The organism is Cohnella terricola (assembly GCF_007786475.1).
GTDB lineage: Bacteria > Bacillota > Bacilli > Paenibacillales > Paenibacillaceae > Cohnella > Cohnella terricola.
The window spans coordinates 49,283-74,502 of the sequence record NZ_VNJJ01000019.1 but is presented as its reverse complement, the minus strand read 5'-3'; the positions used below and the strand labels follow the sequence as shown (position 1 = coordinate 74,502).

Genomic DNA, 25,220 nt, shown 5'->3' with positions numbered 1-25,220 from the left:
TAAAAAACACAAACAAAAAAATCCCTTGCTCTGCAAGAGATTTCATCATCTTAAGTATGGTGCGGTCGAGAGGACTCGAACCTCCACGGTATTGCTACCGCCAGCCCCTCAAGCTGGTGCGTCTGCCATTCCGCCACGACCGCATATGTTGTTATGTCGTCCGAGTCAAGCAAGCTCACGGATTAGATAACTGGTGAGCCATGAAGGACTCGAACCTTCGACACCCTGATTAAAAGTCAGGTGCTCTACCAACTGAGCTAATGGCTCTCATGGTGACCCCTAGGGGATTCGAACCCCTGTTACCTCCGTGAAAGGGAGGTGTCTTAACCGCTTGACCAAGGGGCCATTTAAGCCTTATCCACCGCATCTTAGCGTTACCCGCTTCAGACGACAAATATGATTATATCTGAACTAAATGACGATAGCAAGCATTTTTTCGGACAAATCGTAGATTTTTTTATTGCCTTATTATGGATGGGAAATCGACTTAAGAAGGCTGGACGGTTTCGGCTTCCTGCTTGGCTTTTTCGAAACGAAAACCGGATAACGTGAATGCGCCGTCCTTGTAATTCACGTCCGCGATTAGCTCCCCAATATATACCGACATCGGGCTCTCCTTACCCGCAATCCCTATTCCGATCGTTGTCCGCAATCCGCTCTCGTTAGCATCGTATGCAACCCAATTGCCGAAAAGAAGGGTCTCGTCCGCATAACGTTGCGGGATAGCCGAACTTGTTTTCAGATCGGCAATCGCTTGTTCGATCTGTGGACGGTACTCGTTCTCCTGCAGCGCGTAATCCCGAAGATCGTCAAGCTTGATGAGATGCAGCTCCTCCACAGAAACCCCAGTTCCCGAACCCATATACAGAATGACAGCCAGCTCGTCCGCCCCGTCGCCGTCGTAATCCCGGACATGTAGACGAGGCACTATTCCTCGCGGGGTCATATAGTTCCATTCGTATTGCCGCTTGAGATCACCTGTTTGCAAGGTCACGCCGTTTTCTTCTGCGAACAGGCTGATGCGCCGATCAGGGAGCGAGGCCAGCAAGTAAGGCTCGAACGCTTCATCTTTCTCTTCCGGAGATTGCTGCACGGCGCCCATGGCGGTTTCGAGCGTAGACTCGACTGCTGCCGACGGCCCAGTGTTCTCGATCGTTCCATTGGAACAGGAAGCTGTCAGCAAACCCACAGTTATTAGGCATATCAATGAAATGGTTTTCTTCACTCGCGAAGGTATCAGCACGTTGGATCACCTTTGGCATAAGTTCTTTTTTTAGTTTGACGCCAGCAAACGGAAAAAAGTTCTTTTGAAATCGCAATTAATTGTAATAATGCAACTATGTCGAAGATAAACAAAGCGGTTTATTAAATTAGTTGCAAATATACACTTATTTAAAGAGTGAAGGCCTCCGAACGCAAAAATCCCTCGAATTAATTGCATTTTTGCAATTAATCGCCCAAAAAGGGCATACCGCGCCCAATTTAGTTGCATTTTTGCACTTCATTTTATTAGCCTAACGAGCCATCAAAATCAAAAAGAGCCCGTCGGCTTAGCCGAGGGCTCTTTCAAGTCGTCTTATTGAATTCACCATAGGTGGCGGGGAGAGAGGGATTCGAACCCTCGCACGCATGACACGTCTACTCCCTTAGCAGAGGAGCCCCTTATAGCCACTTGGGTATCTCCCCATGGCTCCCCGAACAGGACTCGAACCTGTGACAACTCGATTAACAGTCGAGTGCTCTACCGACTGAGCTATCAGGGAAAGTTTCAAAAGCGACAAGTAATAATTTATCATGAGATCAAGGGGAAGTCAAGCATTCCGTGACAAATTTTTTAGATTCTTTTTTACCCACCTTTTTTACGTCAATTTGGACATGCTAATCACCGATATCCAGTTGACATCGCCGCTCGTCTCATGTTATTTATTGATTAATAAATTAAATCAAATCCTTCGCAAAGGAGAAGAAGCCCTCTTGAGCCCTAAAGAAGAAATCGCAGCAAGCCGGAAAGACCAAATTATGAATAGCGCAGCAGCCTTGTTCGCTTCCCAGGGCTTCTATAAAACAACGACCGCGCATGTCGCGGAAGCCGTCGGCGTCACACAGCCTTACGTGTTCCATTTTTTCAAATCGAAAGAACAGTTATACCTGGCAGTGCTGGAACGAGCATACGAACGGCTCCACAGAGCTTTCTCCGCCGTCGATGCCCCTCCCGAGGAACTCGCCCATAAGATGGGATTAGCCTTCAATACGCTGCTTGAAAGCTACAGGAACGAAATTCTGCTTCTGATGCAATGCTTCACGACTCCGGAGCCTGCCATAAGGGAATATTCCCGAAGAACCCATTCCCGGATCTACAACACCGTCAAGACGCGTTTCAAAACGGCCGGCGTCCCAAAACCGGGTACGGAAGCCAGCATCTTCATCTCCTGTGGTCTCATCATCACGCTGTCTGAAATCCTGGAACTTCCGGAATTGTCTCCGTGGCACGAAGACCTCGATTGATCGGGGTTTGTGTAAACTTCATTTATTTATCAATAAATAAAATTGTCATTGGGCTTTTATGCAAAACATAGGCATTATTATCACTTTTGTTTATTTATCAATAAATAAAATCCCATAATCAAAAGGAGAGATTCTCTTTGTTCACGCCCGCTCGCGTACGTTTGTTATTCGTTACGTGCATCGTCTTGTTTATGGCCATGCTCGACAATCTGGTTCTTGGAGTCGCCTTGCCTTCGATTCAACAAGACCTCGGCGCTACCCTGTCCGATCTTGAATGGTTCATGAACGCTTATACGCTCGCTTTTGCCGTGCTGCTCATTCCTTTCAGCGTACTGGGCGACTCCATCGGGAGGAAAAAAGTATTTCTTTCCGGGGTCGTTATCTTTACGCTCGGATCCCTGCTCTCCGGCCTTAGCGACACCTCGATCGCCTTGATCCTCTCCAGAGCCCTGCAAGGCGTCGGCGGGGCTGCGATCGTCCCACTCAGCCTAACACTCGTCAACAACGCGTTCCCGGCCGAGAAACGGGCTGCTGCGATCGGTCTATGGTCCGGAATCTCCGGCCTCGGCTTAAGCATCGGACCACTCGTCGGAGGATTGATCATGGAAGGCGCTCCGTGGCAAGTTATTTTCTATGTTAACGTTCCGGTCGGCATCGTCGCATTCCTGCTCGGATTAAGATGGCTCGACGAGTCGCGCGGCGTACGCAAGCCGCTTGATCCGCTTGGCGTATTGCTATTGACTTCCGGGTTGTTCGGGATCGTATTCGGATTGGAAAGAGGGAATTCGATAGGTTGGGGAACGCCGACGGTGTATGGTTCGTTAGCGCTTGGAGGCATATTGCTCGTGCTATTCTACTTCTGGGAGAGAACGCGTAAAACCCCGTTCATTCGCTTCGATCTCTTCCGCAGCCGGGCTTACACGTTCTATACGTTCGCGGGCTTCTGGATGAACGCGGGCGTCTTCGGCGCCATCTTCCTGCTCACCTTGTTCCTGCAGCAAGCACAAGGCAATACGCCGCTTCAAGCGGGCGTTAAAGAAATGGCTTGGACGACGATGACGATGATCGCGGCTCCTCTAGCCGGTCTTGCGATCAGCCGGCTCGGCAACAGAACCGTTCTTCTGAGCGGTCTCCTGTTTCAAGCCGTCGCTCTCGCCTGGTTCGCGTTCCTTATTCGCTCACAAGGTTTCGATGTCTCATTCTTCTATCTGATCGGACCGATGATGCTGGCAGGCACCGGAATGGGCCTTAGCTTTACTCCGCTCTCCCACGGCCTGATCTCGTCCGTACCGGAGAATGCGGCCGGAGAAGCTAGCGGCATGGGGAATGCCACCCGCGAGCTCGGAGGCGTATTCGGCATCGCGATCAGCGGCCTGATCTTCCAATCGGGCGAGATGATCCGCTCGCCCCAAGATTTCGCCCACCATATCGTTCCGAGTCTTGAGACAGGAGCATTGATGATGGTTCTCGCGTTCCTCGGCATCGCCTTATTCGTCCGCAACAAGACTGCCGGCTCCAGCACGTCCAAAGAGGTCAAGAACGGTTCTGCGGCTTCGCCTGAAACAATCTAAGCTTCCCCCTGCAGCGCCCGCACGCATACTTGCGAGGATCCGTGCGGCGCTTGCGGGGATAACTCATGCCGCAGTCCGCGCATACGAGCAAATACTTGACCGGCAATCTCCTAGCTTCCGCTCCCGGAAGGGGGCGGCAATGCCGGGTGGCGCCGACTTGAACGAGCAGGCTTCTGAAATCCGCGTCGCGATGCTGGTATCCTCTGCCCTGCAAATGCAAATGATAATGGCAGAGCTCGTGTTTAATGATTGCCTCCGTCTCTTCCGCTCCGTGTACTTCCAATTGGTGGGGGCTGATCTCGATATTGTGACTTTTCGTAAAATAACGTCCGCCCGTCGCCCGCAGCCGCGAATTAAACGAAGCTTTATGCAGAAACGGCTGATCGAAAAATTCAAGCGATACCCGTTCCACCCAACTCTGCAACTCCCGATCTTCCATTCTCCGTCCTCCTCGGCATCAGCCAAAACAATCCCGTGCCCAATGGCTTGACCTACTTGAATTGTAGACTCGGATTGGGCTACACTGTCAAGTAGAAATGGTCGAGGGGAGACTTATGCCGCATGCCTGAAATGTCTTATGTTCTCTTGCAGGAGGAGCAAGGAAATCTTCAATTTGTGGAGATGCCCGCTTCCCATGCTTATCAATTAAGCGCCTTGAATTTACGCCTTCATAAAGAATTATCCAAGCTGACTGCCGACAACGTGCCGAAGCTGCCCAGAGCGATCGCCGAATTCCGTGATCTGGATCTGCTCGACGAGAACCAATCGCCTATCGGCGGACTGCAATACATTAATGATCTGGAGAAAACCTTCGCTTCCATCCGCGAAAGCGCGTATCCGCTGATTGCGCTGCTCACGGAAATTCGTGCTTTGCAAGCCCAACTCGAGCAATGGTACGAAGAAGAGGATATGCTCTAGCCGCCAATTGCTTTAGGACCTGCACGGTCATTCGCCCACTCCCATATGCTATCCATACAGCATGTGAGGGGAGGAGGACGATTTCGAATGCCGCAATGGCTATGCAATCAGCTCATGTCCGCTTTTCAGAAAAAAGATCTCCGGCAAATTCGTCTGTTGAACGATTGCTGGTTCTATTATCGCGCCAAACCCGACAAGACCAAGGAAACCCCGGACTCCGCTGGGTTCAACCTTTAAATGACAAGCAAAAAGGATCTTCCGTCCGCCGCGATCGGCTTGTCGGAAAGATCCTTTTTCATGATTACAGGGTGAATTCGTTCCATCTCACGACTTCGTCCACGGTCAGACGCACGCTCGGGTGTCCTTCTGTAGCGGCTTTGCCCACGGCGATCAGCATGATCGGAACATAACGTTCGCCGATTCCGAATGCCTCCGTGAATTTAGCGGAGTCGTATCCCCCCATCGGAACTGTGTCATATCCCCTTGCTTTCGCCGACAGCATGAGCTGCATCGAAATCAGTCCACCGTCGGTGTAGACGATTCTGCGCGCGACGTCGGCAGGGAGCGAAGGGTATATCTTGGTTATTCTGGCGATAAAGTCGTTCTTCGTCGCTTCCGGCATATTTCCGGCTTCGTATGCGCGATTGTAGATCGTTTCGGCCAGCTTATAGCTTTCCAAATCGCCAAGCACCGCGATCACGGCAGAAGCGTCGACGACTTGCTGCTGGTTGTTCGCGATTGGGAGCAGCTTTTCCTTCAGCGGCTGGGAATCGATGACGAGAAAACGCCAAGGCTGAAGATTGGATGAAGACGGCGCACGGAGCGCTTCTTGAAGCAGTTCCGTCATCTCTTCTTTGGAAATCTTGAACGTTGGATCGTAATTTCTGACCGAACGGCGTCCTTGAACGACTTCGTTGTAGCTTGGGGATTGCAAAGCTTGAGCGGTAGACATGTGATGATTCCCTCCATTTTTGTTTTTATATACTGAGAAAAAAAGTGCACAGTTTGTAAAATGACTTGTAGAAAAGCAGCCGTCTTATCATTTCCGATATTAAATGTGTTGATTATCGCACAGTTAAATTCAAAAAAAATAAGATGGGTAAATCGTTCGAATTTAACTGTATCCGATATTGCACAGTATAAAACCGAGTAAACCAATTGTCAATATTCTAATTTTCCAGCATCCGGCGTCGCCGCGACTGCCAAGTCCGCGCAGCCGAACGCGCGCTCTGCAATCTGGCCCACCGTATATTTTTCAAGCGTATCTAAAACGGAACGGTCGATCTCCGCCGTCAGATCGCCGAATATCCCGTCCATTTCCTTCCCGAACGTATGCGTTCCCGCCGTGTCCCGAATGCCGGAACAAAGCAAATTGCCAACCTGAAGAACGGTGTAGACCTCTGATAGCTTAAGCGTATGCGGGTCGCGCCTTAACCGGTAACCTCCATCACGGCCTTCGCGCGTATCCAAGATACCGCCTTTGGCGAGAATGGCGAGAATTCTTCTAAGCAACGTGGCTTCGGATTGAAGGTAAACGGCCAACTCCGCGCTCGGACAGATACGCACGCTGTCTCTGGACAGAACGACAAGCGCCTGAAGCGCCAATCCGAACCACTTGGGATGATATGATCCGACGCATTTCTCCGGCTTCATGTAATCGCCTCCAATTGCTTGAATTGTATCGGAAAGCTTGCGCCGGGGCAAGGGGTAAAAACCGTTTTCGAAAAAAGTCCGCCAAGCAAGCAGCGACCCGGAAGCGGAAGCGTTCCGGGTCGCTGCTTAGAGTCAAGACTCGCGCATCGTCAAGCTGACTCGTCCTTTTTTCAAGTCGACGCCGAGCACCCATACGGTGACCGTGTCGCCGACGGCGACGACTTCGGTCGGATGCTTGACGAATTTGTTGCTGATCTGGGAAATGTGCACAAGTCCGTCATTCTTGATTCCAATATCGACAAAAGCGCCGAAATCGACAACATTGCGTACCGTCCCCTTGAGCTCCATCCCCGGTTTCAAATCTTCGATATCGAGCACGTCCGTATGGAAGATCGGCGGCGGCAATTCGTCGCGCGGATCCCTTCCCGGGCGCTGCAAGCTGTCGACGATGTCGCGCAGCGTCGGAACGCCGACGTCCAGCCTTGCGGACACATCATCTACGTTAATACCCTGAAGCTTGTCTTGAAGCAGCTCGCTTCCGATATCACCAGGCTTCAGCCCCATATCCTTGAATAGCTGTCCGACGACCTCATACGATTCCGGATGGATCGGCGTCCGGTCAAGTGGGTTGGCTCCGTCCGAGATTCTCAGAAAGCCGGCGCATTGCTCATAGGTCTTCGCTCCGAGCCGAGGCACTTTCTGAAGCTGTGAGCGATCGGTGAATTTGCCTTTCTCTTCGCGTAGCTTGACGATATTGCGGGCCATCGTCGCATTGATCCCCGATACGTAAGACAGCAGTGACGGAGAAGCCGTATTCACGTCGACCCCGACATGGTTAACCGCGGACTCGACGACGCCGGTCAAGCTTTCGTCCAGCCTTTTCTGGGAGACGTCATGCTGATATTGGCCCACGCCGATCGCCTTCGGCTCGATTTTCACAAGCTCCGCAAGCGGGTCTTGCAGACGGCGGGCGATCGACACCGCGCTGCGCTCGGATACGTCCAGATCGGGGAATTCCTCCGCTGCCAGCTTAGAAGCGGAGTAGACGCTCGCGCCCGCCTCGTTTACGATCAAGTATTGCAGCGAACGTTCCGGCATGCCGCGAATGATGCCTGCGACGAATTGCTCCGTCTCGCGCGAGCCGGTGCCGTTGCCGATGACGATCAGTTGAATGCCGTACTGCTGGATCAGACGTTTGAAGACGACTTCCGCCTCCGCTTTCTTGTTGTGAGGCGGAGTCGGGTAGGTGACGGCCACTTCGAGCAGCTTGCCCGTGTCGTCCACCACGGCCAACTTGCAACCCGTCCGGTAGGCGGGATCGACGCCAAGCACGATTCGGCCCTTTACGGGCGCTTGAAGCAGCAGATTGCGCAAGTTCTCGGAGAAGATGCCGATCGCATGCTCCTCTGCCTTCTCCGTCATTTCGCCGCGCAACTCCCTCTCGATGGAAGGCGAGATCAAGCGTTTATACGCATCTTCCGCCGCCGCGGCCAGCGTATCGCGCGCAGCGGAAGGCCCCTTCAACGTTCTGCGGTTCAATTCGTCGACGATCCGGTCCGTGGGCGCGTCGATGGTTACGGACAGGATTTCTTCCCGTTCGCCCCGGTTGATCGCCAGCACGCGGTGAGGCGGCAGACGTTTGACCGGCTCGGAATATTGATAATACATCTCGTACACGGATTCCGCTTCCGCGTCTTTGGCTTTGCTGAACAGCACGCCTTGATCCCACGTGAACTTGCGGACCCAGCGACGGATATCGGCATCGTCGGCAAGACCTTCGGCTACGATATCCGAAGCGCCCTGAATCGCTTCCTCCGGCGTGTGAACGCCCTTGTCGGCGTCGACGTATTTGGAAGCCTCCGCGAGCAAGTCCCCTTGTCTCGGCTGAGAGAGCAGCCAGGTCGCGAGCGGCTCGAGACCGCGTTCCTTCGCGACGCTTGCCCTTGTTTTGCGTTTTTGCCGATATGGACGGTACAGATCTTCGACTTCCTGGAGTTTGACTGCCTTCACGATCGCCGCTTGCAGCTCTGGAGTCAGCTTGCCTTGCTCGTCGATCAGGCGAATAACTTCGGCCTTGCGGTCCTCCAGCCCTTTCAAATATGTACGGCGTTCGTCGATGGCACGAAGCTGCACCTCGTCGAGCTCGCCCGTCATTTCTTTGCGGTATCTCGCGATAAAAGGAATCGTGTTCCCGTCGTCCAGCAACGTCGCTACCGTTCTGACCTGACCCAGCCCGAGGCCAAGCTCTCCTGCGATTTGTTTGACCATACGTTCCTGCGCAGCTCGTACTTCCGTCTCGTTCACAACGCTCATCGATAAGTGCCTCCCGTTAACAGTTGCATCTTTTTTATTATGTCGTTCCTTGTCCTCTTAGGCAAGTTCGCAAAGGAGCAGGAAGCTGGCGGAAGTTCGGCGGAGATTACTCTCCCGCCAGCCAATGCACTTTTTTTGGCCTTCGTTTGCTCGCTGTCCCGGGGACTCGTCTGTTCAAGGTACTTATTTGGCCTTCGTTCGCTCGACACTCCGTAATTCTGCATGCCGAGGCACTTTTTTGGCCTTTGTTTGCTCGACACTCCGTAACTCCGCCAGCCGAGGCACTTAATAAGTGTGTGTGACGGTACTATTGCATGTTGGCAGGGGCTTGGCGGAATGCCCAATCACCAAAAAGCCCCTCCGCGGCTTACACCGGGGAGAGGCTCATATCGATACTTTAGAAAGCCCAGTTGCCCTTGCGGAACACCGGCACGATCGTGCCATCGGCGCGCACGCCGTCGATGTCCATCTCGGCGGAGCCGATCATGAAGTCGACGTGCGCCACGCTCGAGTTAACGCCGCTCGCCGCAAGCTCTTCCGGCGTCATCGTTTTGCCGCCTTCCACGTTAAACGCGTACCCGCTGCCGATCGCCAGATGGTTCGAGGCGTTCTCGTCGAACAGCGTGTTCAAGAACAACACGTTCGATTGCGAGATCGGAGACCCGTGCGGCACGAGCGCGACTTCGCCGAGGTAATGCGAGCCTTCGTCCGTATCGATGAGCTGCTGCAGGTTTTCCTGCCCCTTCTCCGCTTCGACGCCGACGATCCGGCCGTTCTCGAACGTCAGCTTAAAGCCGTCGATCAAGTTGCCCCCGTAGCTTAGCGGCTTCGTGCTGGAGACGTATCCATTCACGCTCGTCTTGAGTGGTACGGTAAACACTTCTTCCGTCGGCATATTCGCCATAAACGTGATACCCTTCTCGTTTACGCTGCTGGCGGCGACCCAGATATGCTTCTCGGACAGCCCGACCGTCAGCTCCGTGCCGGGAGCGCAATATTGCAGCTTGGCGAAGCGCTGCTCGTTCAGCCAGTCGCTCTTCTTGTGCAGGTTCGCGTCGTGCTCCTGCCAAGCTTTCACCGGATCGTCCGCTTCCAGACGCACCGCTTGGAATATCGCCCCCCAAAGCTTGTCCACGGCTTCCTCCGACGACCCGCTGTTCGGAAATACTTTAACCGCCCAATCTTTCGTCGACGCGGCGACAACCGTCCAGCTCACCTTGTCGGACTGCACCGCTCTCCTAAACTCCTCAAGCCCTTGCCCGGACGCTTTCTGATAGTTGCCGATCCGGGTCGGATCGATGCCTTTCAGCAAATCCGGATTCGGCGAGAAAAACGAAATAAAGGCCGCGCTACGGGCAACGAAGTCGTTTCGTTTCGCCGTCTCCCACTCCGGAAAACGCGTAAACACGTCGTCCGCTGCTTTCTCGTATTTCAGCCTGGACAATGCTTCGTCCGTCCAATCCACGTGCACGTTGCCTGCTCCCGCTTCATACGCCTTGGCGGCGACGAGCCTGACCAGTTCGGCGATCTCGATCGAAGCGCTCACGAATACCTCTTGCCCCTTTTGCACGTTAACGCCGACCCGGACGATCAATTCCGCATATTTGGCCAACCGTTCATTCAAATTCGCCATTTCAATTTCCCCCATTTGTTATGTAAATGTACAAAAGACAGGAAACCGCGATCGCGGTCCCTGTCAGATTCGTTTATTAAAAATCGATCAATCCGACGCTGATCTGCAAGGCATCGTTAACCTTGTGCATCGTCTCGTCGTCCAAATGCGTGATTTTATCCGTTAATCGCTGCTTGTCGATCGTCCGGATTTGTTCGAGCAGGATGACGGAATCCCGTTCCATGCCGTGGGTTTTCGCTTCGATTTCTACGTGAGTCGGCAGCTTCGCTTTCTGGATTTGCGCCGTTATGGCCGCTACGATAACCGTTGGACTGAAGCGGTTGCCGATATCGTTCTGAATGATCAATACGGGGCGGACCCCGCCTTGCTCGGAACCGACGACCGGCGACAAATCCGCATAGAAAACATCCCCGCGTTTCACAATCAAAGTTTACACCCCGCTTACGAGGCGACCAAGAATATGTTCCGTTTCCTCTTCGGCGTGAAAAGCTTCCGAAGCCATATGCAAATTGATTTTAGCCATTTCCAAATACCCGCGCTGCATCGCGTCGCGAATCAACCGCTTTTTGCGATCGACCAGATAATGTTTCATGGCCTGGCGAATAATCTCGCTGCGGTTGGTATTTTCCTTGGCGACGACGAAGTCGACTTCGCGCAGCAAATGATCCGGAAGGCTGATCATAATGCGTTTCGTATTGTGTAAATTGGCCACCGAACGGACACCCCCAAAGATTTTCCAACAAGTTCCCTATTTTCCAGTATGCATGAGTGGAGAAAGAATTATACGATATGGCCGCGCTTCATCGCCGCAGCATCGAGAACACGCACTCTATAATCATTCTAGATCGAGCTCCGTCATTCCTTCCGCCTCCGGCCAAAAAGTAAAACCAAAATTAACCGATCAGCGGATTGGCAATCTCTACGATCTCTCCGTTGCTGCGATACACTCTCGGCACGCGAGCGGCCAGCATACAGATCAATTCATAGGGGATCGTGCCCAGCTTCGCGGCGACTTCTTCGGCGGAGATGGATGCGTTTCCTTGCCGGCCGATCAGCACGACTTCCTCGCCCGGCTCGATTTTCGGCTCTCCGGCCGCCATCGCATCGTCCAAACGAATCATGCATTGATCCATGCAGATCGTCCCGAGCACCGGAACTTTGTGTCCCCGTACTAACGCTTCGGCTTTGCCGCTGAGAATACGGCTGAATCCGTCCGCATATCCGATCGGCAATGTGCCGATCGTCTCCTCCCGCTCCGTAAAATAACGCGTCCCGTAGCTGATGCCTTCTCCTGCGGGCAACGTCTTCACATGCACGACAGAGGTCTTCAGGGACATGACAGGCTGCAAAGGAATGCTATCTACGTCCACTTCATCGCTCGGATATAAGCCGTACATGCCAATGCCTAGCCGCAGCATGTTCCCGGTATGCTCCGGCAAATCAATTCCCGCCGCGCTGTTGCCGGTATGGATGATCGAGATCGGCAAACCCGCCCGCCGCGCGTAATCGGCGACAGAAGCGAACCTCTCGATCTGCATCGTCGTATACGTTTTGTCATGTTCGTCCGCGCGCGCGAAATGGGTGTACAACCCTTCCACTTCGATCTGGGGCATCGCGCAGACCCGTTCTAAGAAGCGTTCCGCGTCCCGGCCCGGAAGAAGGCCCAGTCTTCCCATGCCCGAATCGATTTTGACATGTACTTTGAGTTTCTTGCCTGCGACGGGCAGTTGCTCCGCCGCATCCAGCATTTGATCCCGATATAACGTAAGAGTGATGCCTTGCTCTTTAGCCGGAAGATAACCTTCCGGCGGCGTATATCCCAGCACGAGAACAGGAGCCTCGACTCCCGACGCCCTCAGTTGCAAAGCCTCATCCAAAAACGCCACGCCTAAATAATCCACGCCGACTGCCGCCGCTCTTCTCGCGATCTCGACTGCCCCATGTCCATATGCGTTCGCTTTGATGGACGCCAGCAATTTGGTCCCCGGCGCCAAACGTTCGCGAAACGCTCCGATGTTATGATCGAGGGCGTCAAAGGAGATTTCAGCCACGGTCGGACGGTAATAACAGTCCACGGACCGCTCACCTACCCTGCTAAAACTGCAATAAATCAATGTTACCGGGCGGATGCGGGACTGTCAACGATATTCAAGCAGGCAACGTTTTCCTTATCGGAGCGAAGGAAGGCCGATCGTCAGACGATCGGCCTCGCGCGCTCCGCTTATTTACCCGATGATTCCACCATCGACTGCGCGATTCGCGCCATATCATCTTGATGCAAATCCTCGGTAGTGAGGCGATACTCGATTCCGTTATAGCTCCAGGTCAGCGTTTTTAACATGCTTAACTGGCTTCCTGTCAGATGGCCGAGCGTAAAGCCCAGATCAAGCCCGATCCCTTCGCTAAGCGTAACCGCCTTATCCTTGGCTGCGGTCTCCACGATCGTGAAGTCGGAACTGCCCGTATAGCGGAGCACATATCCTTTTTGATCCCCGAGAGCAACCTCGAACTGATCCAACAATTCCACGCCGGCAGGCAGTGCGTCTACGTCCGGTTCAATCAGAGAGAAGCTGACCGGTTGCTCCGGCGTCTCCGAGATTTCTCCGGAAGTTTGCGCATCCGGGGAAGCCGAAGCGTTCGGAGACGGGGTGGCGCTGGGCGCCGCCGAGGGATTCGGACTTTTGCCGCCTCCTTCGCGATCCTCCGACGGTTTGGACTTTGAATTCGGAATGACGCCCATGTTCTTATCCATATCGAACGCGGACTTATCGAACTTCTTGCCGAATTCGAAAGAATTAAATGTGACCTCGACCATCTTGTTGCCGTTCGCGTCGGATACTTCGACATGTCTTGGCGCGTAATCGTTCTGGGATAACCAGATTTTCTGGCGAGCGAACGAACCGTTCTGATAGTTGCCCGCCATGACGTCGAATACGTAGTTGTCTTTGTCCGTGGTGAATTGGCGGGAATTGTCCACGAGAATACTTTTGGCGAGCGTCTGATAGAGGTAAACCTGGCCTTGATTGTCCGGCCAATCGCTCTGGAAGCGATAGCTTTTGTTGAGCTGCGGGGTCAGCACGAAAACCCCTTCGTCGTTGCGAAGCACGATCTGCGTCACGTCGCGCTTGGCGTTCGTCAGCGCGATCCGGTACATATCCGGCTTTTGGTACCATACTTCGACTTTGTACTCCAGCGGCTGCTGCCCTGTATGTAAGGTCATCGTACCGCTGCCTTCATAGCTTTCCATTTTACCCACGACTTTGTCCAGGTCCTTCACGATCGAATCCGCGTTCTTGCTTCCGCAACCGGCCAAGATAACAACCATCGCGACCGCGACGGCGGCGATCCATGAAATCCGACGATGCATGCCCATCCACCCCTCAGCACATTAATCAATCCATGCTTCATTTCTATGAGGAGACTTGGACGATTATGCGGACTAGTTTGACGAGCCTGACAAGCAGAACGCCGTTAAGCGGCGACAGGCGGCGTCATGATGAACCATCCCGATTGTGCGGCTGCCGGCAGATTTCGCTTGTGATAATAATCACATATGAATTCAACATATTGTGCTATACATTTTACATGAGCACAAAATATAGTGTTTTCAGCAGAAAGGAGAATCTCATGCTCGCATTCTACCCGCGATTCATAAGAACGTTCGACGATTTGCCCGGACAACTTTCTTTGCTGATCCACGCTTGGAACGGTTGCAATATGCGCTGTTACGGATGCCATAATGCAGACGAACTGATCGCGAAACCGCCGAAGGACCATCTATCCGGCGCACAAGTCGTCGAGAGGCTTAGCGGATACGATGCGATGTTCGACGCGGTGCTGTTTAGCGGCGGAGAGTTTTGATCGGCCCGTCATCCGAAATCGTTGAATTCCTCAAGCAAGTTCGCGAGGTCTTCCGAGGCAAAATCATTGTTTTTACAAACGGTACTTTCCCCGAGAAATTGCAAGATTTGCTCGCCGGCCGTCTCATCGATGGCGCGCACGTCGATATGAAACTGCCTTATCACGGTTTGGGCCCGCTGGATGACCGCGAAGTTTATGAAGCCATAATCGGAGTCGCCCCTTCCAAGCAGTTCCTCCGAAACATTCTAGAGTCGGTAGAGATCGTCATTCGCCATAACAGCAAGCTGAGCCAGGTCAGGACGGTTCGTTATCCCATGCTAAGCGAAGAGTTTTTCGAGCAAATTCGGATCTATGTCAGCCGGTTGAAAAACAAATACGGCAGCAATGTTCCCTATTTCTTGAATCCTTTTTATCCGCAACCTGCGGCAACAGGAATATATTCCCCAATGGGTGGAGGCCAAGATCATGTTTCGTCGTTCTGAAGAAATTATTGCCACTTTCACTTCGCCATCCGAAACCAAGCAAGCTGACTACTTAAAAAGAGAGAACAGCAATTACGTCTATTCCCTCCCTCTGCTTCGTCATAACTTGACCAATCATGCCGAAGAGCGGTTTTTGCTGCAATCCATAATGCCCGCCTGGTTGACCGAATTATATGAGGACGGGGTAGTCTATATCCATGATAAGCAGCTAAGTCCATATTGCGTAAGCGTGTCATGCAAAGATATTGCCATGAACGGAATTCCAACGTTAGCCAAAAACATGACCGCATCGAAGCCGACCCGCAGGCTAGACACGCTGTTGCGTCACTTCAGCAATATCGTCGTGCTTATGTCCCAGCAAGTTTCCGGAGCGGTCATGTTATCGCAGATGACGACCGTTTCCGCTTCGTATCTATATATGGAGGAGACTTTGAACGGCCGCTTGTACTCGGAGGACGACCTGAAGCAGCTGTTCCAAAGTCTGATCTGGGAGATGAACATGCCGCTGCGCAGCGGCTCCCAATCGGCATTCACCAACATTACGCTGGAATTCGGCAAACCGTCCGACGAGATCAAAAATGAATTTGTCGTAATCGGCGGCTCCCCGATGAACTTTCGGTATCAAGACGTTCCGACTGAGTACTTCGATCGAATTAACCAAGCCATCATCGAGGTCATGAAGCAGGGAACCGGTACCGGCATTCCGTTTACTTTCCCCCTGATTACGGTACCGATCGACGACGGCTTCGACTATGACAATCTTCTCTTCCACGAACTGCTGGACGGGATGTACAGATGGGGTGGAGTCTATTTCGAGAATTTCCGTTCCGCACCCTTCGAGGATGAATATTACCGCAAGCTGAATCCGTATCTGAAACCGCGGGATCCGGAAGTCAGTCGCAGCTTATGCTGTCGTCTGCAGATCGATTTGTCCGTTCTATCCAGGGCAGGAAGCGGAATCTTCGGCAGTTCTACGGGTTCGACCGGTGCCGTGCAAGTATTGAATCTGAACTTAAACAGGGTGTTGATGGAATACGGGCACGACGAGCGATTGTTATTCGACAAAATCAAGGAACTGCTCAACGTCATGCAAGAAGGCCATATGGCAAAAAGAAAATGGATCGAACAAAACAAAGAGCTCTATCCGACCTTCTTCGCCTTAAACCGGGATTTATCCAACTACTTTAACGTGTTCGGCGTTGCTGGGATGCACGAAGGGCTTATTAACGCCGGTTATCCCGGAGGCATGAATAACCCGGCGGGCAAACAGCTCGCGCACCGCATCATGCAGTTTATGACGGAGGTTATCAACGACTTTATCGTGAGAGACCAAGTCGCCTGCGGGATCGAATACGCACCGGGGGAAAATGCGGCGATTAAGCTGGCCCGCCACGATGGTTATTTGACCTCGGGATGTATGCTCCCTTTCAGCGAGGACGATTTTCTTCGCCAAATCGAGAACAGCGCGGAATTCCAAGCTTACGCGACCTCCGGAAGCATTCTTCACCACTTCTTGGAGAGTAAGCTGCCGCCTTGGCGTCTAGCCGATTATCTCAAGCGCATCTTCGAAAAACCGATCCAATATATCACCTTGACGCCTACCCTGACTAGCTGTCTGGCCTGCGGACAGCAGATCGTCGCGGAAGATGGAAAAAACATCGCCGCTTGCCCGGTCTGCGGCAGCGATGACATCGCCACATTCAGCAGAGTCATCGGATATGTGAAGATGATCGCCCGTAAGAAATTGAGTGTGGATCGGGACGGTTATTATCAAGGAGAATACAACTTCTGGAGCAATGCGCGCCGGTTCGACTGGAACACCCGCAATCGGGTAAAGGAAGACCAGCTCTAAAACAAACGCGGCTTCAATCGAAGCCGCGCTTGTAAAATATTTTGATCGACCATCTTGTGCATATTAAGGAGAACAGCGTGAACAGCAGTCCCCAGACAAAGGCGGGAATATACGTGTCCGCGGCCAGGCTGGCCGCGTCTCCCGCCGCGTTCGGGTCTTGAAACGCAGCCGAAAGGATAATCAGCGAGCTGATGACGGACTCTACGAGACAGATAAAAGCGATGAGCAAATAATATCCTTTGATGATCCCGGGCTTGTTCAGCACGCAAATCAGAATCGTCAAAATCGCGAACCCCGCGCACCACCCCACGCCGTAGCCGTTGCGAACGAAGATCACAAGGCTGAGTACCGTTAAGGACGCGATTCCAATCAAGCCCGCTTTTTCCTTTTTAATAGAATGCAAATAAAAGAGAAGTACGGTAAACAAGGCCGAACCTACATATCCCGCAAGCGAGATCGGAACAGACCTCCATCCGCCCGCGTACGACATATAGGTGACTCCGCTATGATCCGAATAAAGGTGCACGAACATGACATGACCGGATAGAGCCAGCGTAGCAATCGCATGGGACAGTTCATGAATCAACGTATCTACGTTGCGGAAGTAATCGGAAAAAGGAATAAGTCGGGTGAGGAATGCGGAGATCGCTAGGAATATCGCGACCCTGATCCAAGATTTGATAGGAATCTCCTCTTTCTTTGCCATATTTCGCTAGAATCGGCAATTGCATTATATCACCCAAATCTAATAGCGCCAATCAGGAAAGGGCAGCTTCTTTATTAAGCGTCTTGGCGCGGAAATGGACCGCCGCGAACAGAACGAGGAAAAGTGCCATAAACCCTGCGGCATAACGATACATAACCGCGTAATCAGTGGCGGCGGAGATCGCGCCTAAGATGAACGCTCCCGAAGCTACGCCAAGATCCGTTGAATTATAGAACATGCTATTGGCCATTCCGTACTGCGCCTGCGCCGAGGAACGAAGCATCCAAGCCTGGATCGTCGGTTGGATCGCGCCGAACCCGAGTCCGTACAGCAAAGCGGATATGATAAGAAGCGGCATCGTCGTCGCGTAGGAAAGCACGGCCAAGCTTGAGATCACGCATATCACCGCGGGAATCAATACCGCCGCATGTCCCTTGCGGTCGAATACTTTGCCGGAGATCGGCCGAATAATAATAATGGTAATCGCGTTAAATAGGAAAAAGAGGCCGACTTGCTCCAGATGAACCGATTCTCCGAACAATGCGATGAAGCTGAGCAGTCCTCCGTAAGTAATCGCGAGAAGAACGTTAAGCGAAGCAGGGAAGATCAAACGCTTGTTAAAAGGCACTTTCTCCCGGGTTCCCGTGGAAGAAGAAACGGGGTTCCGAGGTTGGGGCGGAATCGCCCGCGTCAGAAGAAGGATCGGAAACGCCAGCAGCAGAGTCGCCGCGCCGGCCATCGCCAGCTTATCGAAACCAGCCTCTTTCATGACGTTTAACCCGATCATCGGGCCAATCGACATGGCCAGACTTGTCGACAATCCGAAATACCCGATGCCTTCTCCCATCCGGCTGGCGGGAATGATCCGGGATACGAGTGTCGGGATAATCGTGCTCGCCATCCCGAAGCCGATTCCGTAGCCGACCCGCATCAGCAGCAAAGAACCGATGGAGTTCGCGAGGATATAAATCAAAGTAACGACGGCTCCGATTCCGAGTCCGGTGTAGAGCAGCGCTTTGCGTCCGACCTTGCGCATGAGCGCGGCCGTCACGAACCGAGCGACGATCGCGGATAACGCGAAGACGCTCGTCACAAGGCTGAGAGTCATATCGTCCGCTTGGAACTTTTTTTGCACGTAAGACGGGAACGCCGCCAGCAGCATCTGCAAATTCAGAAACAATAGAAAAGAACTGATCGTTAAAGCGATAAAAGACTTCGTCCAAAGTCTTGTTGATTGATTTAGTTGCCGATCTTGCAAGATTGATCCACTCCTAATCTCTTTCCGCGATGTCGCTCGCATGCCGGTACATCCTGTACAGAAGCTCGAGCAATACATCGTATTCTTCCTCAGATAAGCATTGGCGCAGATCCGCGTTTAATTGCCGTTCAATCGGCGCCGTCCGCTGTACGAGCTCTCTCCCCTTGTCCGTAATATAGACCTTGAAGGAACGGCGATCGTGCTCTCCGACACGCTTGCCGACCAGTCCCTTCTGTTCCAGTTGGTCCAGTATTCTCGTCGTCGCGGGTCTGTCTTTGCCGGATCTCTCCGCGATTTCCTTCTGAATCAGCCCTTCGGATTGATCGACCTGGTAGAGGACCGACCATTGTTCCGTGGTAATGTCGTACTCTTTAAGCTTGCTTTGGAATAGTGCCGATATTTTGCGATAGGCCGTTCCCATCATAAATCCGGCCGATCGTTTCAGATCGTTATCGTGAAGTGTCATTCGAATTCGATTCTCCTTTTTTTCGTCGAATTAATTAGTTGTGTAAACAATTATATTATGCACAACTATATTTGTAAACCTAACCTCACCAAATCCCGTTCTCCCTCGTACAATGGTTTATGGGCTGAAAACCGAATATGAAGGAGGAGCGGAATGATCCAAATATCAGGAATGGATATCGGCTCGTTCGATCAGTCCGTATTGACTGAACTTGAACGGGAGATTTTACTCGCAAAACAACAAAGTCCTGTCGTCTATTCATACGATTCCCCGGAAGCTTTGATATTCGAGCTGCGTATGAGAAGCCGGATCGTAGATGCGGCCAGAAGCATGAACGCAAGCGGGGTAAGCTTCGCTACTTTCGATGATGACCGCGCGAACGAGCGGTATTGGTCCCGGACGGAGAACGGAGGTTTCCGACAAAATCCCGGCGTGCTTGCGTCCGACGCGATTAACGATATTTTCGCAAACGGCTCGTTATATTCATTCGAATGCGCGACCGCGATGGTCATCATTTTGTATAAGGCCGTGATGGAGTCGATCGGGTATGACACGTTTAATGCCCATTTTAAGAATTTGCTCTTGTACGACTGGCAATACGACAGCAATCTGCGGTTAATTACGGTGAACGATAAAAACGAGGCCTACCCCGGGGACGTGCTTTATTTCAAGAATCCCGATCACGATCCGGATAAGCCTGAATGGCAGGGAGAAAATGCGATCATGCTTGGCGTCGACCAATATTTCGGCCATGGGATCGGAATCCGGTCGCAGGAGGAGATAATCGCCGCTCTGAATAAGATCAGAATACCCGGAAGCATGACATCCGCTTATCTCACCGATGAGGTGGAGCATCCCGACTTCGAACATTTGCGCAAGCTAGAAAGACCGATAACCGCCCGGATCGGCATGCGGTCCTATTTGTATCGATGTTCTTGAACATGGCGTATTTTTAAAATGGCCTCAGTTCGCCGGGAGTTGCTCGAAAGAATCGAGTAATTCTTCGACTGTGGCGTCCTAGCGCGGGAGTTGCTCGATAAAATCGAGTTATTCTTCGACTGCGGCTTCCTAGCGCGGGAGTTGCTCGATAAAATCGAGTTATTCTTCGACTGCGGCTTCCTAGCGCGGAAGTTGCTCGATAAAATCGATTAATTCTTCGACTATGGCGTCCGTGCGCGGGAGTTGCTCGAAAGAATCGTGCAATGAAAAAAGACCGTTCCTCTTTGCGAGAGGAACGGTCTTTACTACGCCTTACGGCAATTCGATCGACACTTCGCGGCCGGCCTCGGATGAGCGGAGCACACCGTCGATAATCGCTTGCTGGATCAGAATTTGCTCGCCCGGGATCGGTGCCGGACGCCCGTCGCGAACCGCTTCGGCGAAGTCCCGGACTTTCTCGTGGAACAAATTCAGCTTGTGCTCGATAAGCGGAACCGGCGTGCTCGTATGGCCGCCGTACTCGTCATGGAACATGGTCATTGAGCCGACCGCGCCGTCCCACACGCCCGACCATGGGCCGCTGCCCGCAGGCGTGATTTTCAAACCGGCGTCCGTGCCGAGGAACATTGTCGCTCCTAGCGTGTCCATGTGCATCGCCCAAGAGATTTTGAATTGCAGCACGAGATCGTTCTCGAAACGAACCATGGCTACGCCGAAATCTTCCACTTCGAACTTCGCGGCCTCCGAATGATAAAGAGGATTGCGTCCGAAATGATTCGACGTATATGCGGAGACGGTGATTGGGCGCGGATAGCCAAGTGCGTTAAGCGCCATGTCCAGCGAATAACAGCCGATGTCGGCCATCGCTCCCGCTCCAGCCAGCTTCTTACTGATGAACGTGCCCCCAGGCATCCCGCGACGGCGGCCGCCTCCGGTCTCAGCGTAATACACCTTGCCGAGCCGCCCCGATTGCACGATCTCCTGCAGCAGCTTCATGTTCGGATCGTAACGCGGTTGGAAGCCGATCGTCAGCATATTGCCCGTCTCGCGGGCAACTTGCGTCATCTCCACGGCCTCGGCAAGCGTAACGGACATCGGTTTCTCAAGCAACACCTGCTTGCCTGCGCGCAAGGCGTCTACCGTCGTTGCGTGGTGCGAAACGTTCGGCGTGCAGATGCTGACACCGTCGAGCTCTTGTTCCAACAGCTTCTGATGTCCGTCGTATGCGGCAGCCCCGACGAGCTGTTCGGCCTCGACGAACTGACCTGCCTTCCCGGGAATGACGTCGGCGACGGCTACGATTTCCACGAAAGGCAGCTGCCTGTATGCCGCTACATGGGCTCTGGCGATGCCCCCGCTGCCGATAATGCCGATCCGTAAATGTTTGCTCATGTCTCTTCCTTCTCTCCTTGAAGTTGAGGGGACGACCCGCGGGTGTCTCCGGAATGCATTTTGCGATAAGCGCTTGGCGTCACTTCATATTTTCCTTTAAATACCGGGTATAAATAGTTCGGATTGACGTATCCGTGATTAACAGCGATTTCCTCGATCGGCTTGTCCGTCCGGATCAGATCGGCGCATATCGCCGTCAATCTTACGTGCTCCAAATAATCGCGGAAAGTCGTACGCCCCTCACTGCGGAATATGCGCTGCAGTTGCCGCGGGCTGATTCTGATCCACTCGGCGACCTGTTCAAGCGAGATCGGCAAGCTTTCGTTATCCTGAATGTATTGCGTGGCGAGTTCGTAACGATGGAAGCTCATATCCCTTTCCGGGATTCCCGGACGGACCGCTTCATTCTCCGATACCCGCGTCGTGCGCAGAAGAATCTGGACGATCGCCTGCTTCATTAACGTATAGAAACCGGCGGGTTGTTCTTCCCAGATTCGATATGCCTCCAGAAACCCGTTCATCGCATGGAACCGGTCGACGATAGGTACGAGAGGCAGCTTATCCAGCGCCGTGATGCACTCCCGGGCTTCCGCCGCTTCCAGATCGTCGCCCCAGCCCTCCGGTTCGATTCCCGTTCCGAGAGGGACGATGTCCAAGTGCAAGCATAACTCGAACATGGGATCGTTCTGATCCGATTCCTGATAATGAACCAAATCCGGCCCCGTCAAATAAAACAAGCCTTCATGGAGATCGTAGGCCTGGTCAACGAGAATGACCTTCCCTTTGCCCTTAGGAATATAATGAAATTCGTATTCGGAGTGTTTATGAAAATTAACGATTTGTCCCGGGGGAAACGAAGTGAGATGGCATTTCAGCACACGAATGCCGTATCCTCCCCAGCGGAACTGCAAATCCAGCCTGTCCAGCGCGTCCTGTTTCTTCGCCATCCGGGCATAGGGAAAGGGACCAGGAGCTCCGGCGGATTTCCGATCCTGCTGCTTCCTTGTTCCGTTCTCCTGCTTGTCTCGTTCTTCCGCCGACATCCTGTCCCCCCCTTATGCGACCGTTTACGCCAATTCGTCGATTCGAATCGGACGCCCTTCCGCCACCGAACGTGTGGATGCCTCCATCAGCTTCGTCAGATCGACCGCGGCCGCAACATTGTCCGTCGCTTCCGTGTCATTCCGAATATGCCCGACCCACTGGCTGAACGCGTCGGGCTGCTTCTCGCCGAGAGGCAACGTTTCCCACTCCCCGCTTCCGCGGTTCGAACGGATTTTAACGACCTCTTCCGGAAAGCCGAACAGCAACGTACCTTCCGTGCCGTGCAACTCGATGGAGAACGGAGAGTGGCTGTTCACGAATCCTGCTTCCACGATTCCGATCGCGCCTTCGGAATACCGAAGAACGGCAACGGCGTTATCTTCCACTTCCCTGCCGGTTACGTATCCGAAATTCGCGATCACACTTTCCGGCATACCCAGGAAGCTCCGCACGAGATACATCGGATGACAGCCGAGATCGATTAGCGCACCCCCGCCGCATTGTTCCTTCGAATAGAAATGCTCAGGCAACCAGTTCGCGATCGCTCCGTTGTGCGACAGGCGAACCCTGGCCAGCGTCAGCTTGCCGAGCGTGCCTTCCTCCACGATGCGCCCGATCGTCTGCGTGTAATTCGCATAAAGACGGGGCAGCGATACCGTGAACTTAACGCCGGCTTCACGAACCGCCCCGACGATGTCCTCGACTTCTTTGCGGGTAGGTGCGATCACCTTTTCCGTGAAAATATGTTTGCCCGCGCGAGCGGCCTTCAGCATGACTTCATGGTGAAGATTCGTCGGCGCGTCGACGATCACTGCGTCAATGTCATCTCTAGCGAGCATCTCGTCGAGCGAAGCGTAATAAGGCACGCCGTATTTAGCTGCTTTCGCTTGCCCGCGCTCCGGCAACTCGTCCCAGATCGCCGCCAACTCCGTGTCTGGATGCGCCAACGCGAGCTGCGTGTATTCGTCTGCATGAACATGCCAATAGCTGATTTTACCGATCCGAATCATGGAAGAGCCTCCTTGGCCTTTAACTTAAAATATACGACAACACGTAAAGATTACACAACTTTTTCAGCCAATATAATAAGTTTTTGTGCCATTTAAACTATAAAATAGCGACATGATTTTTCAATCCGTCCAACCTTGATTGTCCTGTCGGGAAGAGATACGATAAATAGAGCACATATCCTTCGAATACGAAAAAGGAGATCGCCTATGACGGATCTGAAATCGATCGTTCAAGATAGCATTCAAGCCTACTCGGGCCGATTGACCGAGATCGCCTCGTTCATCGCCGCCCACCCCGAGCTGGGCCATGAGGAAAAACAAGCCGCTGCCCTCCTCTCGTCCGAGCTGGAGAAGCTCGGATTCCGGGTGGAACGGACCGTGCTTGGCCTGGAAACCGCGTTTATCGCCGAATACACATCGGGGAAACCCGGGCCGGTCGTCGGATTGTTGGCCGAATACGATGCCTTGCCAGAGATCGGGCACGCCTGCGGCCATCACCTAATCTGCACGATGGCCTTGGGCGCGGCCGCCGGACTTCGCACCGTCGCCGACCGTACCGGCGGCACGATCCGCGTATACGGCACGCCCGCCGAAGAGACGATGGGCGCCAAAGTCGACATGGCCGCCGCCGGATTATTCGACGATTGCGACATCGCGATCATGGCTCATCCATACCATTGCTACGAGCGCTCCGGCGCGTCACTGGCCATGGACGCGCTGCAATTCGAGTTCCGCGGCAAAGCCGCGCACGCGGCAGCGAACCCGGAGCTCGGGATCAACGCGCTTGACGCTGTGATCCAACTGTTCAACTCCGTCAATGCGCTGCGCCAGCAAACGCGGGAAGACGCCCGCATTCACGGCATTATCTCGAGCGGCGGGAAAGCACCAAACCTTATCCCTGATTACGCGGAAGCTCGCTTCTACGTAAGAGCCGCAACGCGCGCCTACGTCGACGAGCTGGCACGCAAAGTCACCACCTGCGCGGAGGCGGCCGGAATTGCCACGGGCTGCAGCATGACGGTATCCAATTACGAATATTCATACGACGAGCTGCTCACCAACGAGGCGTTATCCGAAGCTTTCACAGCGAACTTGATTGCGAGTGGAATCCCGGAGGACGAAATTCGCGGCGGACACGATAACGGCTCGCTCGACCTGGGCAACGTATCGTTGCGTTGTCCGGCGGCGCATCCCTTCATCAAGATCGTCGACGAGCCCTATCAGCTTCACACAACAGAGTTCCGAGACGCCGCGCAGACCGACCGGGCTTACAAAGCGATGGTATTCGGCGCAACCATGCTCGCGTATACCGCCTGCGACGTTCTGACGGACGCGGAGCTGCGGCAGCGGATCAAGGAAGAATTTCGACAAAGCCTCTAGGTCGGCAGGCCACTGGCCCTTTACGTTTTCAATCCCGGTTGCATAAAGCGGTCGATCAAGAGAGGTTCGCGTCTCTTCGCTCGATCGCTTTTTTTCCATTTTCCGCATACTAGGAACCTTACCTCCCGCCCGGTACAATATTGCGTGAATATCTATAAAAAATCGTTAATTTCTCATCTCGTTTTCTAGAGCCGACTAAGTTAGAATCTCACATGTAATTGATATCTCACCCCTTAA

General features: G+C 53.2%; 25 protein-coding genes and 5 tRNA genes. 9 read left to right on the top strand and 21 right to left on the bottom strand.

Annotation, left to right across the window (positions count from 1 at the left end; all coding sequences use genetic code 11):
• Positions 1-57: 57 nt before the first annotated feature.
• The 6 genes from FPZ45_RS22400 to FPZ45_RS22375 all read right to left on the bottom strand — a co-directional run bounded on the left by FPZ45_RS22400 (position 58) and on the right by FPZ45_RS22375 (position 1,763).
• Positions 58-143 (bottom strand) — tRNA-Leu (locus FPZ45_RS22400).
• A gap of 48 nt (positions 144-191) precedes the next feature.
• Positions 192-267, bottom strand: a tRNA-Lys gene (locus FPZ45_RS22395).
• A gap of 3 nt (positions 268-270) precedes the next feature.
• Positions 271-345: transfer RNA gene (locus FPZ45_RS22390), tRNA-Glu, on the bottom strand.
• 142 nt (positions 346-487) lie between these two features.
• Entirely contained in the window at positions 488-1,243 is a 756-nt protein-coding gene (locus FPZ45_RS22385; RefSeq protein ID WP_144706713.1) for a hypothetical protein, read from the bottom strand.
• 352 nt (positions 1,244-1,595) lie between these two features.
• Positions 1,596-1,686, bottom strand: a tRNA-Ser gene (locus tag FPZ45_RS22380).
• Position 1,687: 1 nt separating this feature from the next.
• A tRNA-Asn gene (locus tag FPZ45_RS22375) sits at positions 1,688-1,763 on the bottom strand.
• Between the two features lie 211 nt (positions 1,764-1,974).
• Here FPZ45_RS22375 and FPZ45_RS22370 point away from each other — a divergent pair.
• Together FPZ45_RS22370 and FPZ45_RS22365 are read left to right on the top strand one after the other, a co-directional pair.
• Positions 1,975-2,505: a TetR/AcrR family transcriptional regulator gene (locus FPZ45_RS22370; RefSeq protein ID WP_144706711.1), complete on the top strand. Its 531-nt coding sequence runs from the start codon at positions 1,975-1,977 to the stop codon at positions 2,503-2,505.
• Positions 2,506-2,642: 137 nt separating this feature from the next.
• Entirely contained in the window at positions 2,643-4,076 is a 1,434-nt protein-coding gene (locus tag FPZ45_RS22365) for an MFS transporter (protein WP_144706709.1), read from the top strand.
• Here the strand turns inward: FPZ45_RS22365 and FPZ45_RS22360 are convergent.
• Positions 4,039-4,515, bottom strand: coding sequence for a SprT family protein (locus FPZ45_RS22360; RefSeq protein WP_144706707.1), 477 nt, complete (start codon positions 4,513-4,515; stop codon positions 4,039-4,041). The two genes, FPZ45_RS22365 and FPZ45_RS22360, sit on opposite strands and share 38 nt — an antisense overlap.
• Before the next feature lie 122 nt (positions 4,516-4,637).
• Between FPZ45_RS22360 and FPZ45_RS22355 the strand changes: the two genes are divergently transcribed.
• Positions 4,638-4,994 (top strand): hydrolase/acyltransferase, encoded by a 357-nt coding sequence (locus FPZ45_RS22355; RefSeq protein ID WP_144706705.1) that lies wholly within the window; start codon positions 4,638-4,640, stop codon positions 4,992-4,994.
• Between the two features lie 87 nt (positions 4,995-5,081).
• On the top strand, positions 5,082-5,231 hold the full coding sequence (gene cmpA, locus FPZ45_RS22350; RefSeq protein WP_144706703.1) for a cortex morphogenetic protein CmpA: 150 nt from the start codon (positions 5,082-5,084) through the stop codon (positions 5,229-5,231).
• A gap of 64 nt (positions 5,232-5,295) precedes the next feature.
• Here the strand turns inward: cmpA and FPZ45_RS22345 are convergent, their stop codons facing one another.
• The 8 genes from FPZ45_RS22345 to FPZ45_RS22310 form a co-directional block, all read right to left on the bottom strand.
• A complete protein-coding gene (locus FPZ45_RS22345) occupies positions 5,296-5,946 on the bottom strand; it encodes a nitroreductase family protein (protein WP_144706701.1) in 651 nt (216 codons plus the stop codon).
• A gap of 209 nt (positions 5,947-6,155) precedes the next feature.
• Positions 6,156-6,647, bottom strand: a complete 492-nt coding sequence (locus FPZ45_RS22340) for an RrF2 family transcriptional regulator (protein ID WP_144706699.1) — start codon at positions 6,645-6,647, stop codon at positions 6,156-6,158.
• Between the two features lie 132 nt (positions 6,648-6,779).
• Positions 6,780-8,960 carry a Tex family protein gene (locus FPZ45_RS22335; RefSeq protein ID WP_144706697.1) on the bottom strand — a complete coding sequence of 727 codons (2,181 nt, stop codon included), beginning with the start codon at positions 8,958-8,960 and terminating at the stop codon, positions 6,780-6,782.
• 397 nt (positions 8,961-9,357) lie between these two features.
• Positions 9,358-10,593 carry an aminopeptidase gene (locus tag FPZ45_RS22330; RefSeq protein ID WP_144706696.1) on the bottom strand — a complete coding sequence of 412 codons (1,236 nt, stop codon included), beginning with the start codon at positions 10,591-10,593 and terminating at the stop codon, positions 9,358-9,360.
• A gap of 76 nt (positions 10,594-10,669) precedes the next feature.
• Positions 10,670-11,020 carry a type II toxin-antitoxin system PemK/MazF family toxin gene (locus tag FPZ45_RS22325; protein WP_144706694.1) on the bottom strand — a complete coding sequence of 117 codons (351 nt, stop codon included), beginning with the start codon at positions 11,018-11,020 and terminating at the stop codon, positions 10,670-10,672.
• A gap of 3 nt (positions 11,021-11,023) precedes the next feature.
• On the bottom strand, positions 11,024-11,305 hold the full coding sequence (locus tag FPZ45_RS22320) for a CopG family ribbon-helix-helix protein (protein WP_144706692.1): 282 nt from the start codon (positions 11,303-11,305) through the stop codon (positions 11,024-11,026).
• A 181-nt stretch (positions 11,306-11,486) separates the two neighbouring features.
• Positions 11,487-12,668, bottom strand: a complete 1,182-nt coding sequence (gene alr / locus FPZ45_RS22315) for an alanine racemase (protein WP_144706690.1) — start codon at positions 12,666-12,668, stop codon at positions 11,487-11,489.
• A 146-nt stretch (positions 12,669-12,814) separates the two neighbouring features.
• Positions 12,815-13,960 carry a LolA family protein gene (locus FPZ45_RS22310; protein WP_144706688.1) on the bottom strand — a complete coding sequence of 382 codons (1,146 nt, stop codon included), beginning with the start codon at positions 13,958-13,960 and terminating at the stop codon, positions 12,815-12,817.
• 260 nt (positions 13,961-14,220) lie between these two features.
• On the opposite strand from FPZ45_RS22310, the gene FPZ45_RS22305 reads away from it, so the two are divergent.
• From FPZ45_RS22305 to nrdD, 3 genes are read left to right on the top strand one after another with little or no spacing between them, the layout of a single operon-like run.
• The gene (locus tag FPZ45_RS22305) at positions 14,221-14,454 is read left to right on the top strand and encodes a radical SAM protein (RefSeq protein ID WP_144706686.1); all 234 of its coding nucleotides are present in this window, start codon (positions 14,221-14,223) and stop codon (positions 14,452-14,454) included.
• Entirely contained in the window at positions 14,451-14,936 is a 486-nt protein-coding gene (locus tag FPZ45_RS22300; RefSeq protein WP_144706684.1) for a radical SAM protein, read from the top strand. The genes FPZ45_RS22305 and FPZ45_RS22300 overlap by 4 nt, the downstream gene beginning before the upstream one ends.
• A complete protein-coding gene (nrdD, locus tag FPZ45_RS22295; RefSeq protein WP_144706682.1) occupies positions 14,920-16,788 on the top strand; it encodes an anaerobic ribonucleoside-triphosphate reductase in 1,869 nt (622 codons plus the stop codon). The genes FPZ45_RS22300 and nrdD overlap by 17 nt, the downstream gene beginning before the upstream one ends.
• Positions 16,789-16,801: 13 nt before the next feature.
• On the opposite strand, the gene FPZ45_RS22290 is transcribed toward nrdD, so the two are convergent.
• The 3 genes from FPZ45_RS22290 to FPZ45_RS22280 are packed head-to-tail and all read right to left on the bottom strand — an operon-like array spanning position 16,802 to position 19,218.
• Entirely contained in the window at positions 16,802-17,494 is a 693-nt protein-coding gene (locus tag FPZ45_RS22290; RefSeq protein WP_144706680.1) for a M50 family metallopeptidase, read from the bottom strand.
• A gap of 52 nt (positions 17,495-17,546) precedes the next feature.
• Positions 17,547-18,752 (bottom strand): MFS transporter, encoded by a 1,206-nt coding sequence (locus tag FPZ45_RS22285; RefSeq protein ID WP_246120547.1) that lies wholly within the window; start codon positions 18,750-18,752, stop codon positions 17,547-17,549.
• A gap of 13 nt (positions 18,753-18,765) precedes the next feature.
• Complete coding sequence (locus FPZ45_RS22280; RefSeq protein WP_144706676.1) at positions 18,766-19,218, bottom strand: MarR family winged helix-turn-helix transcriptional regulator; 453 nt, start codon at positions 19,216-19,218, stop codon at positions 18,766-18,768.
• 153 nt (positions 19,219-19,371) lie between these two features.
• On the opposite strand from FPZ45_RS22280, the gene FPZ45_RS22275 reads away from it, so the two are divergent.
• Positions 19,372-20,157, top strand: a complete 786-nt coding sequence (locus FPZ45_RS22275; protein WP_144706674.1) for a protein-glutamine gamma-glutamyltransferase — start codon at positions 19,372-19,374, stop codon at positions 20,155-20,157.
• Positions 20,158-20,469: 312 nt separating this feature from the next.
• Here the strand turns inward: FPZ45_RS22275 and FPZ45_RS22270 are convergent, their stop codons facing one another.
• From FPZ45_RS22270 to FPZ45_RS22260, 3 genes are read right to left on the bottom strand one after another with little or no spacing between them, the layout of a single operon-like run.
• Complete coding sequence (locus FPZ45_RS22270) at positions 20,470-21,549, bottom strand: Gfo/Idh/MocA family protein (protein WP_144706672.1); 1,080 nt, start codon at positions 21,547-21,549, stop codon at positions 20,470-20,472.
• The gene (locus tag FPZ45_RS22265; RefSeq protein WP_144706670.1) at positions 21,546-22,592 is read right to left on the bottom strand and encodes an AraC family transcriptional regulator; all 1,047 of its coding nucleotides are present in this window, start codon (positions 22,590-22,592) and stop codon (positions 21,546-21,548) included. The genes FPZ45_RS22270 and FPZ45_RS22265 overlap by 4 nt, the downstream gene beginning before the upstream one ends.
• 24 nt (positions 22,593-22,616) lie before the next feature.
• Entirely contained in the window at positions 22,617-23,603 is a 987-nt protein-coding gene (locus tag FPZ45_RS22260) for a Gfo/Idh/MocA family protein (RefSeq protein ID WP_144706668.1), read from the bottom strand.
• Between the two features lie 207 nt (positions 23,604-23,810).
• Between FPZ45_RS22260 and FPZ45_RS22255 the strand changes: the two genes are divergently transcribed.
• Positions 23,811-24,983, top strand: a complete 1,173-nt coding sequence (locus tag FPZ45_RS22255) for a M20 family metallopeptidase (protein ID WP_144706666.1) — start codon at positions 23,811-23,813, stop codon at positions 24,981-24,983.
• Positions 24,984-25,220: the final 237 nt, after the last annotated feature.